Consider the following 12,611-nt stretch of genomic DNA (forward strand, 5'->3'; position numbering starts at 1 on the left):
CCGGGACGGTTCCGGGGGCCGGGACGCCGACCGACCGGGAGCGGCGGCGCGCCCTCGGCGTACGGGGGCGGGCGGCCGGCGTACCCGTGGCGCTGCTGCTGCCGGCGGTGCTCGGCCTGGTGTTTCTCGTCCTGCCGCTCGCCGGCCTGCTGGCCCGGACCCCGTGGATCACCCTGCCGCAGCGGCTGGCCGAGCCGGGGGTGCTCACCGCGCTGCGGCTGTCGCTGCTCACCGCCACCCTGGCCACCCTGCTCTGCCTGGTGCTCGGCGTGCCGCTGGCGTGGCTGCTCGCCCGGGTCGAGTTCCCCGGCCGGCGCCTGGTCCGCGCCCTGGTGACCGTGCCGCTCGTGCTCCCGCCGGTGGTCGGCGGCGTGGCGCTGCTGCTGGTGTTCGGGCGGCGCGGCCTGCTCGGCGGCTGGCTCGACTCGACGTTCGGGATCACGCTGCCGTTCACCACCACCGGTGTGGTGCTCGCCGAGGCGTTCGTCGCGATGCCCTTCCTCGTCATCGCGGTGGAGGGGGCACTACGCGGGGCCGACCGCCGGTACGAGGAGGCGGCGGCGACCCTGGGCGCGAGCCGCTGGACGACGTTCACCCACGTCACCGTGCCCCTGGTCGCCCCGGGGCTGGCCGCCGGGGCGGTGCTGTGCTGGGCGCGGGCGCTGGGCGAGTTCGGCGCGACGATCACGTTCGCCGGCAACTATCCGGGCCGGACGCAGACCATGCCGCTCGCCGTGTACCTGGCGCTGGAGACTGACGTGCAGTCCGCCGTCGTGCTCAGCCTGATCCTGCTCGTCGTCTCGGTCGCGATCCTGGCCGGCCTGCGCGACCGCTGGATCACGACGCCGTGACCGCCCATCTGCTCGACGCGCACGTCGTCGTGGACCGGGGCGGGTTCCGCCTGGACGTGCCACTGCGCGTGGCGGCCGGTGAGGTCGTGGCTCTGCTCGGCCCGAACGGCGCCGGCAAGACCACGGCCCTGCGGGCCCTCGCCGGCCTCCAACCGTTGACCGCCGGCCACGTCACCGTCGGCGGCACCGATCTCGACCGCCCGGACCGGCGCGCGTTCACCCCCACCGAGCGCCGCTCGGTCGGCGTGGTCTTCCAGGACTACCTGCTCTTCCCGCACCTGAGCGCGCTGGACAACGTGGCCTTCGGGCCGCGCCGGCACGGCGCCGACCGGCGCGCCGCCCGGGAGACGGCCCGCGAATGGCTGGGCCGGGTGGGGCTGGCCGAGCACGCCCACCGGCGGCCCCGGCAGCTGTCCGGCGGGCAGGCGCAGCGGGTGGCGCTGGCCCGCGCCCTCGCGGTCGCGCCGGCGCTGCTGCTGCTGGACGAGCCGCTCGCCGCGCTCGACGCGCGCACCCGGCTGGACACCCGCGCCGAGCTGCACCGGCACCTCGCCGCCCACCCGGGTGCCACCGTGCTGGTCACGCACGACCCGCTGGACGCGCTGGTGCTCGCCGACCGGCTGGTCATCGTGGAGGGTGGCCGGGTGGTGCAGGAGGGCGACGCGGCGAGCGTGACGGCGCGACCCCGGACCGACTACGTGGCCCGTCTGGTCGGCCTGAACCTGCACCGGGGCCGGGCCGAGGGGCAGCGCGTCCGGGTCGCCGACGGGCTCGTCCTCACCGTCGCCGACCGGCTCGACGGGGACGCCTTCGTGGCGTTCCGGCCGTCGGCGGTGGCCCTGCACCCCGCCCGACCCGATGGCAGCCCGCGCAACACCTGGCCGGCGACGGTGGCGGGCGTGCAGCGGCACGGCGACAACCTGCGCGTCCAGCTCGACGGACCGATCGCGGTCGCCGCCGACGTCACGCCCGCCGCCGCGGCCGCCCTGCGCCTGGTGCCCGGCCAGCCGGTCTGGGCCGCGGTGAAGGCGGCGGAGACGCGCGCGTACCCGGCGGTGTGAGCCGACATCGCGCCGGCGGCAGGCGCGCGGCGGCGCGTCAGTCGGCCAGCAGGTCGGCGTGGGCGGCCCGCAGCCGGGCCAGCGCCGGGTCGCTTCCCGGCGGGATTCGCCGGTCCAGCTCGGCCCACGCTTCGGCGAGCGCCGTGGTGACCGCGCGCAGCTCGGCGGCGTGCCGCTGGGCACTGCGGCGGTGCGCCTCGTCCAGGCGGCGGGCCCAGCCGGCGGTGACCGTGGCGAGGCGGTCGGCGTCGGCGCGGGCCTGGGCGGCGGTGCGGGCGGCGGCGGCCGGGACGATCGCGGCGACCGGCCGGGGATCGCCGTCGCGGGTGAGGACGGTGACGGTGTCGGTCAGCTCGGCCAGCGCGACGAGCTGGGTGAACCGGGTGCGCGCCTCGCGCAGCGGCACTGAGCGCGGCCGGCCGGCGTCAGGGGTGAGGGCGGGGACAGCCATGGATGCATGGTGCGCCCGGGGTACGACAGAACCGTCGATGTCCAAGCCTGGACAACTACAGTTAACAATCCTAATAATTGTGCATCCGTCGATCCGACGGCTCCACGTACCGGGAGGTCCGGATGCGTCGCCCTGCCCGAAACCTGTTGCTGGCCGCCGTCGCGGCCCTCGTCACCGTCGCCGGCACCACGCTGGTCCTGGCCGCGCCCGCCCGGGCGGCCGGTCCCACCGCCACGTTCGTCAAGACCTCCGACTGGGGCACCGGATGGGAGGGGAAGTACACGATCACCAACGGCGGAACGAGCACGCTGACCGGATGGCAGGTGGCCTTCACCCTGCCGCCCGGCACCACCCTCGGCTCGTACTGGGACGCCACGGTGACCAGCTCCGGCGGGCGGCACACCTTCACGAACCGGTCCTGGAACGGCACCGTCGCGCCGGGCGCCTCGGTCTCCTTCGGCTTCCTCGCCACCGGCCCCGGCTCCCCCACCGACTGCACCCTGAACGGCGCGCCCTGCGGCGGCGGCACCCCGACCACCCCGCCCACCACGACTCCCCCGCCCACCACCGCGCCGCCCACCACGCCACCGCCGACCACACCCCCGCCGACCACCCCGCCCCCGACCACGCCGCCGCCGGGCGGGCTGCCGAAACACGCCCTGATCGGCTACCTGCACGCCAGCTTCGCCAACGGCTCCGGCTACCTGCGGATGGCCGACGTACCGGCCGACTGGGACATCATCAACCTCGCCTTCGGCGAACCCACCAGCGTGACCTCGGGCGACATCCGCTTCCAGCTCTGCCCGCCCACCGAGTGCCCCGGCGTCGAGACGGAGGCCCAGTTCGTCGCGGCGATCCGCGCCAAGCAGCAGCAGGGCAAGAAGGTGCTGCTCTCCATCGGCGGACAGAACGGCCAGGTCCAGCTCATCACGACCGCCGCGCGGGACACCTTCGTCCGCTCGGTGTCGGCCATCATCGACCGGTACGGCCTGAACGGCCTCGACATCGACTTCGAGGGACACTCGCTCTACCTGAACGCCGGCGACACCGACTTCCGCAGCCCCACCACGCCGGTGATCGTCAACCTGATCTCCGCGATCCGCACGCTGAAGCAGCGGTACGGCGCCAACTTCGTACTCACCATGGCGCCGGAGACGTTCTTCGTGCAGCTCGGCTACCAGTTCTACGGGCCCGGGCCGTGGGGCGGGCAGGACCCGCGCGCCGGGTCGTACCTGCCGGTGATCCACGCCCTGCGCAACGACCTCACCGTGCTGCACGTGCAGGACTACAACTCCGGCCCGATCGTCGGGCTCGACAACCAGTACCACACCATGGGTGGCGCGGACTTCCACATCGCCATGACCGACATGCTGCTCGCCGGTTTCCCGGTGGCCGGGAACCCGGACCGCGTCTTCCCCGCCCTGCGCGAGGACCAGGTCGCGTTCGGCGCGCCGTCGTCGGTCAGCGCCGGCAACGGGTACGTGGCACCGGCCGGCATCCAGGCCGCCGTCAACTGCCTGGTCAAGGGCCAGAGCTGCGGCTCGTACGCCCCGCGCAGCGGTACCAACCCGAACTTCCGGGGACTGATGACCTGGTCGGTCAACTGGGACCGGTACTACAACTGGGAGTTCCGGCTGAGCCACGGGCCGTTCCTGAAGGCGCTGCCCTGACGCACCGGGACGCGGGTCCGCCCGGAATTCGCTGGGCGGACCCGCGTCCCGCGCACGATGATGGCGGGCGATGAGGAGGTCGCCCGTGCAAGGGCCTGTGTCGACGTCACCGCCCGGCCGCGCCGGGACGTCGACACACGCCCTGGTCCCGTCCCTCGACGACGACGTCCGCGCGGTCGTGCTCGTCGAGGGCGCCAGCGACCGCGTCGCCCTGGAGACCCTCGCCGCCCAGTTGGGTCGGGACCTGCCCGCCGAGGGGATCCGGGTGCTGCCGATGGGCGGCGTGACGAACGTCGGCCACTTCCTCGACGCCCTCGGGCCGCAGGGTCTCGGGCTGCGCCTGGCCGGCCTCTACGACGCGGCGGAGGAGGGGTTCGTCCGTCGCGGCCTGGCCCGCGCCGGCCTCGGCGCCGCGCTCACCCGCACCGACCTCGCGGCGTACGGCTTCCACGTCTGCGTCGCCGACCTGGAGGACGAACTCATCCGGGCCGCCGGTGTGGACGGGGTGCGGGTAGTCCTCACGGCGGCCGGTGACCTGCACTCGTGGGACCTGTTCCAGCGGCAGCCGGCGCAGCGGGGGCGGCCGGTCGAGGCGCAGCTGCGCCGCTTCATCGGCACCCGGTCGGGCCGCAAGGCCGCGTACGCCCGGCTGCTGGTCGACGCGCTGCACCCGGACCGGGCACCCCGGTCACTGCACGCGGTGCTCGACCACGTCTGATCCCCGCCACTCGTCGGCGAGCACCGACCAGACCTCCATGTCAACCCGCCCCTCGCCCACGGTCGCCGGGTAGACCGAGCGCAGCGTGCCGTCGAGGGAGAACCCCAGCCGGCGGGCGACGGCGATGCTGCGCTCGTTGCGGGCGTTGCAGCGCCACTCCACCCGCTGGATTCCGCGCTCGTGGACGGCCCAGTCGACCAGCCGGGTGACGGCCCGGCTGACCAGCCCCCGCCCCTCGGCCGCCGGCTCCAGCCAGCACCCCACCTCGCAGAGCCCGAGGGCGGCGTCGAACGACACGAACAGCACCCCGCCGACGAGGGTCCCGCGATCCCACAGCCCCCAGATGCCGCCGCCGTCGTGGGCCCAGCGGTCGGCGTGCCGCTGAAGCACCGCGCGGGCGGAGTCGAGGTCGGTGGCCACGAACGACGGACCCACCCAGGGCCGGATGTGCTCGCGGGCCCGGTCGAGGTGGGTGAGGAACTCCTCGGCCCGCCAGGGCTCCAGCGGACGCAGGACGACGTCCTCGGTCAACGGCAGCGCGAACACTTCGTTACCTCCCCGTGTGGCGGGCTCCATCCTTGCCGATCATCGGCCGCCGTCGCAGCCCGGTACTGCTATACACACCGCGTATACACGGTGTGTATAGTCCTCCGCATGTCGATCGGACAGACCTTCCTCGGCCTCCTCGAGGCCGCACCCCGGCACGGGTACGACATCAAGCGCCTCTACGACGAGCGGTTCGGCCACGCCCGGCCGCTCGCGTACGGGCAGGTCTACGCCACCCTGTCCCGGCTGCTGCGCAGCGGCCTGGTCGAGGTCGAGGCGGTCGAACCCGGCGAGGGCCCGGAGCGCAAGCGGTACGCGATCACCGACGCCGGCGTCACCGACGTCGAGGGCTGGCTGGCCCGGCCGGAGCGGCCGGAGCCGTACCTGCAGAGCACCCTCTACACGAAGGTCGTGCTGGCCCTGCTCACCGGCCGCAGCGCCGCCGACCTGCTCGACGTGCAGCGCGCGGAGCACCTGGGGATGATGCGCGACCTGACCCGCCGCAAGCGCGACGGCGACCTGGCCGAGCAGCTCATCTGCGACCACGCGCTGTTCCACCTGGAGGCCGATCTGCGCTGGCTGGAACTGACCGCCGCCCGCCTCGACGAGCTCACCAAGGAGGTGCTGTCATGAGCGCCCCGCTGCTCGTCGCCGAGGACCTGCACCGCTCGTTCGGTTCGACCCGGGCTCTGGCCGGGGCCAGCCTGCGGGTGGACCGGGGCGAGGTGGTCGCGGTGATGGGATCGTCCGGCTCCGGCAAGTCCACCCTCCTGCACTGCCTGGCCGGAATCGTCCGGCCGGACTCGGGACGGGTGCTGTTCGACGGCCGCGATCTCGGCGCTCTCCCCGACGCCGAGCGCAGCGCGCTGCGCCGTGCCGCGTTCGGCTTCGTGTTCCAGTTCGGCCAGCTCGTGCCCGAGCTGACCTGCCTGGAGAACGTCGCCCTGCCGCTGCGGCTCGACCGGGTGGGTCGCCGCGAGGCGGAGCGGCGGGCCGGCGAGTGGCTGGAGCGGCTGGAGGTCATCGACGTCGCCGGCAAGCGGCCCGGCGAGGTCTCCGGCGGTCAGGGCCAGCGCGTCGCGGTGGCGCGGGCGCTGGTCACCCGGCCGTCCGTGGTGTTCGCCGACGAGCCCACCGGCGCGCTGGACTCGCTGAACGGCGAGCGGGTGATGCGGCTGCTGACCGCCGCGGCCCGGGAGACCGGCGCCGCCGTGGTGCTGGTGACGCACGAGGCGCGGGTGGCCGCGTACTCCGATCGGGAGGTGGTGGTGCGCGACGGCCGCACCCGCGACCTCCACGTGGCCGCGTGACCGGCCTGCCCGGTCGGGCGGCCGACCTCGTGATGGGCGCGCGGATGGCGGTCACCGGCGGCCGGGACGGCTGGCTGCGGACCGTGCTGACCGCGCTCGGCGTCGGGATCGGCGTGGCGATGCTGCTGCTCGCCGCCTCGGTGCCGGCCGCGCTCGACGCCCGGCAGGCGCGCGGTGACGCCCGGGACGACCTGCGGCTCGGCGAGCAGATCCCGGCCGCCGCGAACACCCTGCTGGTCCGCCATCTGGACACCGAGTTCCGCGACCAGCCGGTGCGGGGGCGGGTGCTGCGCGCGGAGGGGCCGGACGCGCCGGTGCCGCCCGGCGTGGCGGCCCTGCCGCGGCCCGGCGAAGTGGTGGTCTCCCCCGCCCTGCGCGAGCTGCTCGACTCGGCCGACGGCCCGCTCTTCGCACCTCGGCTGGCTGGCGCCCGCGTCGTCGGCACCATCGGCGACGACGGGCTGGCCGGGCCGCGGGAGCTGGCGTTCTACCTGGGCAGCGACCGGCTCAGCGCCGACGACGGCGCGATGCGGCTCGACGCGTTCGGGGGTGGCCTGCCCGGCGAGGGCTTCGGGCCGGTGCTGATCCTGCTCGTGGTGGTCATCTTCGTCGTCCTGCTGCTGCCGATCGCGGTGTTCCTCGGCGCCGCCGTCCGGTTCGGCGGCGAGCGCCGCGACCGCCGGCTCGCGGCGCTGCGCCTGGTCGGCGCGGACGCGGCGATGATCCGGTGGATCGCCGCCGGCGAGGCGGCCGCCGCCGCCGTGCTCGGCGTCGCCGTCGGCGGGGCCCTCTTCGCGCTCGGCCGCCAGGTGGCATCCCTGGTCACCGTCATGGACCTCAGCGTGTACGCGAGCGACCTGCGCCCGCCGGCGCCGCTGGTGGTGGCCGTCGCCGTCGCCGTGCCGGCCCTCGCGATGCTGGTCGCCGTCGTGGCGCTGCGGGCGGTGGTGGTCGAGCCTCTCGGGGTCACCCGCCGCACCACGCCGGTACGCCGCCGCGTCGCCTGGCGGCTGCTCCTGCCGGCGGCCGGGCTGGGCCTGCTCGCGGCGACCGCCGCCGGCGTCACCCCCGCCGGCACCGAGAACCAGACCGCGGCCGGCGCGGTGCTGCTGCTGATCGGCACGGTCACGCTGCTGCCCTGGGTCACCGACCTGGTGGTACGCCGGCTGCGGGGCGGCCCGGTGCCGTGGCAGCTCGCCGTGCGCCGCCTCCAGGTCGACAGCGCCGCCTCCGCCCGGCTGGTCAACGGGGTCGCCGTCGCGGTGGCCGGCACCATCGGCCTCCAGATGCTCTTCACCGGCGTCGCCGACCGGTTCACCGAGGACACCGGCCACGACACCGCCCGGGCGCAGGCCGTCGTCCACCTGAACGCGCCGGACGCGGACCGGGCCCGGGCGGTCGTCGACCGGCTGACCGCCGCGCCGGGCGTCACCGGCGGTACCGTCACCCTCGGCACCTCCGCAGTCCGGGGTGACGGCGGCGACGGTGGGTTCGCGATGCTGAAGATCGGCGACTGCGCCGCGCTGTCCGAGTTCGCGCGGCTGGACCGCTGCGCCGACGGCGACGCCTTCCTGGTCCGGCCGGAACCCGGCGAGGGCACCGACGTGCGGCCGGGCGACGACGTGCGGCTGGGCGAGCGCGCCGTGCCGTGGCGGGTACCAACGACCACGCGGACCGTCCCGGGCCGGCTCGACCCGGCCGGCTGGCCCACCAGCGGGCTGCTCGTCACCCCGGCCGCCCTGGCCGGGGTCGGGATCGACGCGCCGATGGTGGACGCGTACCTGCGCGTGGACCGGGACCACCCCGACGCCGAGGAGCACCTCCGCAACGTCGTGGCCGAGGTGGACCTGTTCGCGTCGGTGAGCGCGCTGAGCGAGACCCGGCAGGCGCGGCGGTTCGTCAACGTGCAGCGGGGCCTCTACATCGGCGCGGTCGTGACCCTGCTGCTGATCGCCGCCAGCATGCTCGTCGGCATCCTCGAACAGCTGCGCGAGCGCCGCCGGCTGCTGGCGATGCTGGTCGCGGTCGGCACCCGGCGCGGCACGCTGAGCTGGTCGGTTCTGTGGCAGACCGCGGTGCCGGTGGTGATCGGCCTGGCGCTGGCCGTGGTGTTCGGGCTCGCGCTCGGCGTCGTGCTGCTGCGGATGGTGCACGAGCCGGTCCGGGTGGCGTGGCCGGTGGTGGGGGTCTCCACCGGGCTCGGGGCGGCGGTGGTCCTGCTGGTCACCGCGTCGAGCCTGCCGGCTCTGTGGCGGCTGACCAGACCGGACGGCATCCGCACCGAGTAGCCCGACCCGGGGTGGTGCGCGCTGGCACCACCCCGGCCGTCCGCCGTCAGCGGCGGCGGATCTGCGAGGTGATGGTCGGGTCGGTGATCTGTGTGTCCCGGGCGAGCAGCAACGCCTTGCTGAGGATGACGCCCAGCGTCCGGTCGCCCTCGAAGGGTAGGAAGACGCCGGCCGGCCCGGCCTCCACCGTCTGCTTGGGGACGATGCACAGGTACTGGTCGTTGGGGCTCATCAGGATGTTGTCCGACCCGAGGTGGATCTTGTATTCGCGCAGGTCGCCCCGGACCCGCAGGAAACGGCCGTCCACCCGGCAGCGGTCGGCGACGGCCAGCCGCGGCACGAGCCGGGCGAGCAGGTCCCGGCGGGTCTCCGCGGTGGCGGACAGCTCACCGAACCCGTACGAGTGCCAGTACTCGCGGTACCGGCCGGTGGGCCCGCCGTCGGACCACGTCGGGTCGTTGCCGACGCTCGCCACGCCGACGAACAGGTCGACGTCGCGCATCACCTCGCTGAGCACCAGCGGCGGGACCTGGTCCAGCGGTAGCGGCGCGACCGGCCCGTCGCCGCCCCGGACCCACTGCTCGTACCCGCCACCGCCGGCGTGGGCCAGGTTCTCCGGGGCGTGCAGCGGGTAGAAGCGCACCTGGTCGGTCACCACGCGCAGGTACGCCCCCGAGTCGCTGGTGTCCACGCCGTACTCGTCACCGGCGCCCTCGACCCAGAACTCGGCCCGCAGGCCCCACTCGGGCAGTTCCCGGGTCGCCGGTGGGTATTCGTCGTCCACCATCAGCCGCAGCCGGTTGCGCCAGCCCCGCACGGCGGCCAGCGCGTGGAACTGGTGCTGGCGCAGGACGTGGGCGGCGAAGCGGTTCGAGTAGACCCCGGTGCGCTCCTCCGCGGCGGTCAGCAGGTAGACCTCGCGGTGCGCCTGCTTGAACGGCTGCACGACGCCGTGCCGTTCCAGCCACGCGCGCCACGCCAGGACCTCGGCCACGTCCCGCCCGATCGGGTGCCACAGCGTCACGGTGGCGTCGTCGGCCGCCGTGACCGGCCCGTCGTCGACGGTCCGCAGCGCACCGTCGGCGAACCCGCACGGCTGGTCGTCGACCAGCCAGATCAGCCGCCGGCCCAGGGTGCCGACCAGGGGATGGTCGAGGTAGCGGGCCCGCCATGTCGCGTACGGCCAGCTGCGCCGGCCGAGGACCTGCCGGTCGAGGCGCTCGGCCTGGGCGGCCAGCATCTTCTCGACGTCCTTGACCGCCGCCTTCAACTCGCGCAGCTCCTCGGGATGGTCCCGCCGTACCGCCGCCGGTGGGCTCTTCACCACCCGGCCGGCCGCGGTGCGCCAGGTCAGCGACACCGCACCGGCCTCCACCGTCAGCTCGGCGGTCGCCCCACCGAGCGTTTCCACCCGGCGGCCCACCTCGGTCAGCCCGTACGTCGGCACCGCCAGCTCCTCGACCTCGGCCCGGGACAGGCCGAGGGCCTCGGCGCGTCGGTCCAGCGCGGCCGTCAGCTCCTTGAGCGTGCCCTTGTAGGTGACCCCGGTGGCGAGCCGGGCGAGCTGGGCGAGGGCGTGGTCACCGTCCAGCCGGGCCAGCGCCCACACCGCGGCGTTGGCGACCTTGGGGTTGCGCGGACCGATGCCGGCGACCTTGCGCAGCGACGTCTCGACCAGGCCGCCGAGCGTGCGGGCGGTGGCGGTGTCGGCCGGGCCGTCGACGGCGAGGGCGAGCAGCCACACCAGACCCCGCAGGGCGGTCGCGTTGTACGGGTCGTACGCGTGGGCGATGTCGGGGTCGTAGTCGCCCCGGTCGAGCGGCAAGGTGCGGGGCCGCCCGACCAGTGCCAGCCACCCGGTCACCGTGTCGCGGTACGCGGCGCAACCCACCGCGTCGAGCAGGGCCCGGGCCTGCCGCTCCCAACGGGCCGACGGGCGCGCCGAGGTGGCGGTCAGCGCGTGGGTCACCAGCTCGGGCCAGCCCGCCCCGAGGTCGGGCAGGTCGGCGAGCACCTGGTCGGCCCACGCCTCGCCGGGGCTGAGCAACGGCGCGTCCACTGTGGCCAGCACGTCGTGCAGCGGACCGCTGGTGTGGTAGGTCGCCAGCACCGTGCGGCGGACCACCGCCACGGCGGGGCCGGGCAGCTCGCCGTCGATCCGCCGCACCTCCCGGCACAGCCACGCGAGCTGGTCGAGCGGCCAGTACGTCCACCGCCGGGAGGCCGCGTCGAGCTGCTCGCGCATGCCCTGCTCGGTGCCGGTGAGTCGACGCAGGACGGACGGCAGGACGGCCATCAGCCACCCACCAGCGGGACGAGCTTGAGGAAGCACACCTCGGTGCCGGCCCGCAGGTCGACCTCGACGTCCAGCTCCTCCACCTGCCGGTCGTCGACGAGCACCACGAACCCGTTGCGGATGAACGCCTCCACCGCCCGGGCGAACTGCTCCTCGGCGTCGACCCGGCGCCGCTCCCGCATCCGGTAGCCGTTCAGGGTGCGCTCGGTGCCGCCCGGCTGCACCAGCCCTCGGAACACCTCCGGCTGGCGCGTGTGCTCGGCCACCTCCTGGAACACCCGGCGGCGGATCAGCTCCCGCAACGGCAGCCGCTCCTCGAAGATCTCCAGATGCCACGCCTCGTCCCGGGCGCCGGACGTCGTCTCGTCGACGAACCTCACCATCACCACGGCCCGGGACTCTAGGCACGCCCACCGACAGATCCGCGCCTCCTACGGGGGTTCGGCCAGGAGGTAGCCCCTTCCGTGCACGGTCCGCAGGTACGGCGTGCCCGGCGCGGCGGCGTCCAGTTTGCGCCGCAGGTTGACCATGTGCGCGTCGACGGCGCGGTCGGAGACGTACCGGTCGGCCGCGTACGCGACGTCGATGATCTGCCGTCGGGAGTGGACCCGGCCGGCCGCGCGGGCCAGCACGGCGAGGATGTTGAACTCGCGGGCGGTCAACTCGACCCGGACGCCGCCGAGGCGGACCTCGACGGCGCGGGTGTCGATCTCCAGTGCGCCGACCCGGAGGACGGCGTCCGCCCCCGGTGCCGGCGCACGCCGCAGCAGCGCCCGGATCCGGGCCGCGAACTCCGGCACGGCGTACGGGACGGCGAGCACGTCGTCCGCGCCGGCGTCCAGGGCCCGCAGCGTCGTGTCCCCGGCGTCCGACGACTCGCCGACCCCAGCGTCCGGCACCGCAGGGCCGGGTCCCGGCACCGGCGGGCCACCGGCGGGCCCGGGCACGCCGGTCGGGCGGTCGACGAGGACCAGGATCGGCACGTCCGAGTGCGACCGCAGGACCCGGCAGAAGTCGATCCCGTCCACCGCCGGCAGCCGCCGGGCGACCACGACGAGGTCGGGGCGTTCCGAGCGCCACCGGTCCAGCCCGCGCCGGGCGTCCGGCGCCAACCCGACCACGAGCCCGACCCGCTCCAGGTCGCGCCGCACCGTCGCGGCCTCCGCCGCGTCACCCGCCACCACCAGCACGCTCCGCCGGCGGCCGTCGACCGGCCGGCTCGCGACCGGCACCGACACCGCGTTCCGCCCGATCCGCACCGCCACCTCGCCCGCTCCGTCGCTGCCGGGCGCGCCGACCCGTGCGCCCGGGCCCTGGAGTACGCATCCGACGGCCCGACGGATCGGTGGGCGGGCGTGGATCACCACCGCAGGTCGTGGGTGCAGGCCGCTGCAACTGTTCAGGCAAGGCCTTTTCTTGA

The 12,611-nt window shown here is 75.1% G+C and carries 11 protein-coding genes and 1 pseudogene; 7 read left to right on the top strand and 5 right to left on the bottom strand.

Going from position 1 to position 12,611, the window contains the following annotated elements; all coding sequences use genetic code 11:
* Positions 1-18 precede the first annotated feature (18 nt).
* Together ACTMS0_RS14590 and ACTMS0_RS14595 are read left to right on the top strand one after the other, a co-directional pair.
* A pseudogene (locus tag ACTMS0_RS14590) lies at positions 19-851 on the top strand (ABC transporter permease); the annotation flags it as partial.
* Positions 848-1,912: an ABC transporter ATP-binding protein gene (locus ACTMS0_RS14595; RefSeq protein WP_441155710.1), complete on the top strand. Its 1,065-nt coding sequence runs from the start codon at positions 848-850 to the stop codon at positions 1,910-1,912. The pseudogene ACTMS0_RS14590 and the gene ACTMS0_RS14595, both read left to right, overlap by 4 nt.
* A 37-nt stretch (positions 1,913-1,949) precedes the next feature.
* Here the strand turns inward: ACTMS0_RS14595 and ACTMS0_RS14600 are convergent, their stop codons facing one another.
* The gene (locus ACTMS0_RS14600; protein WP_441155711.1) at positions 1,950-2,363 is read right to left on the bottom strand and encodes a type II toxin-antitoxin system Phd/YefM family antitoxin; all 414 of its coding nucleotides are present in this window, start codon (positions 2,361-2,363) and stop codon (positions 1,950-1,952) included.
* A 143-nt stretch (positions 2,364-2,506) separates the two neighbouring features.
* Between ACTMS0_RS14600 and ACTMS0_RS14605 the strand changes: the two genes are divergently transcribed.
* Together ACTMS0_RS14605 and ACTMS0_RS14610 are read left to right on the top strand one after the other, a co-directional pair.
* Positions 2,507-4,033, top strand: coding sequence for a chitinase (locus tag ACTMS0_RS14605; protein WP_441155915.1), 1,527 nt, complete (start codon positions 2,507-2,509; stop codon positions 4,031-4,033).
* 85 nt (positions 4,034-4,118) lie between these two features.
* Positions 4,119-4,751: a TOPRIM nucleotidyl transferase/hydrolase domain-containing protein gene (locus tag ACTMS0_RS14610; RefSeq protein ID WP_441155712.1), complete on the top strand. Its 633-nt coding sequence runs from the start codon at positions 4,119-4,121 to the stop codon at positions 4,749-4,751.
* On the opposite strand, the gene ACTMS0_RS14615 is transcribed toward ACTMS0_RS14610, so the two are convergent.
* The gene (locus ACTMS0_RS14615) at positions 4,722-5,297 is read right to left on the bottom strand and encodes a GNAT family N-acetyltransferase (protein WP_441155916.1); all 576 of its coding nucleotides are present in this window, start codon (positions 5,295-5,297) and stop codon (positions 4,722-4,724) included. The genes ACTMS0_RS14610 and ACTMS0_RS14615 overlap by 30 nt on opposite strands.
* A 108-nt stretch (positions 5,298-5,405) precedes the next feature.
* Here ACTMS0_RS14615 and ACTMS0_RS14620 point away from each other — a divergent pair, with 108 nt between their 5' ends.
* The 3 genes from ACTMS0_RS14620 to ACTMS0_RS14630 are packed head-to-tail and all read left to right on the top strand — an operon-like array spanning position 5,406 to position 8,895.
* A complete protein-coding gene (locus ACTMS0_RS14620; RefSeq protein WP_441155713.1) occupies positions 5,406-5,930 on the top strand; it encodes a PadR family transcriptional regulator in 525 nt (174 codons plus the stop codon).
* Entirely contained in the window at positions 5,927-6,607 is a 681-nt protein-coding gene (locus tag ACTMS0_RS14625; protein ID WP_441155714.1) for an ABC transporter ATP-binding protein, read from the top strand. Before ACTMS0_RS14620 ends, ACTMS0_RS14625 begins: the two co-directional genes overlap by 4 nt.
* Positions 6,604-8,895, top strand: a complete 2,292-nt coding sequence (locus ACTMS0_RS14630; protein WP_441155715.1) for an FtsX-like permease family protein — start codon at positions 6,604-6,606, stop codon at positions 8,893-8,895. The genes ACTMS0_RS14625 and ACTMS0_RS14630 overlap by 4 nt, the downstream gene beginning before the upstream one ends.
* Positions 8,896-8,941: 46 nt before the next feature.
* On the opposite strand, the gene ACTMS0_RS14635 is transcribed toward ACTMS0_RS14630, so the two are convergent.
* The 3 genes from ACTMS0_RS14635 to ACTMS0_RS14645 are packed head-to-tail and all read right to left on the bottom strand — an operon-like array spanning position 8,942 to position 12,456.
* The gene (locus ACTMS0_RS14635; RefSeq protein WP_441155716.1) at positions 8,942-11,191 is read right to left on the bottom strand and encodes a DUF4132 domain-containing protein; all 2,250 of its coding nucleotides are present in this window, start codon (positions 11,189-11,191) and stop codon (positions 8,942-8,944) included.
* The gene (locus tag ACTMS0_RS14640) at positions 11,191-11,574 is read right to left on the bottom strand and encodes a hypothetical protein (RefSeq protein WP_441155917.1); all 384 of its coding nucleotides are present in this window, start codon (positions 11,572-11,574) and stop codon (positions 11,191-11,193) included. The genes ACTMS0_RS14635 and ACTMS0_RS14640 overlap by 1 nt, the downstream gene beginning before the upstream one ends.
* Positions 11,575-11,622: 48 nt before the next feature.
* Positions 11,623-12,456, bottom strand: coding sequence for a response regulator transcription factor (locus ACTMS0_RS14645; protein ID WP_441155717.1), 834 nt, complete (start codon positions 12,454-12,456; stop codon positions 11,623-11,625).
* Positions 12,457-12,611: the final 155 nt, after the last annotated feature.

Origin of the sequence: Micromonospora sp. H33 (assembly GCF_052068455.1) — a bacterium.
Classification (GTDB): Bacteria; Actinomycetota; Actinomycetes; order Mycobacteriales; family Micromonosporaceae; genus Micromonospora.

What these genes read in the sequence shown, in the direction of transcription:
- ACTMS0_RS14600 (WP_441155711.1), bottom strand. Translation starts at nt 2,363, where the DNA reads ATGGCTGTCCCCGCCCTCACCCCTGACGCCGGCCGGCCGCGCTCAGTG.
- ACTMS0_RS14620 (WP_441155713.1), top strand. Translation starts at nt 5,406, where the DNA reads ATGTCGATCGGACAGACCTTCCTCGGCCTCCTCGAGGCCGCACCCCGG.
- ACTMS0_RS14625 (WP_441155714.1), top strand. Translation starts at nt 5,927, where the DNA reads ATGAGCGCCCCGCTGCTCGTCGCCGAGGACCTGCACCGCTCGTTCGGT.
- ACTMS0_RS14635 (WP_441155716.1), bottom strand. Translation starts at nt 11,191, where the DNA reads ATGGCCGTCCTGCCGTCCGTCCTGCGTCGACTCACCGGCACCGAGCAG.
- ACTMS0_RS14640 (WP_441155917.1), bottom strand. Translation starts at nt 11,574, where the DNA reads ATGGTGAGGTTCGTCGACGAGACGACGTCCGGCGCCCGGGACGAGGCG.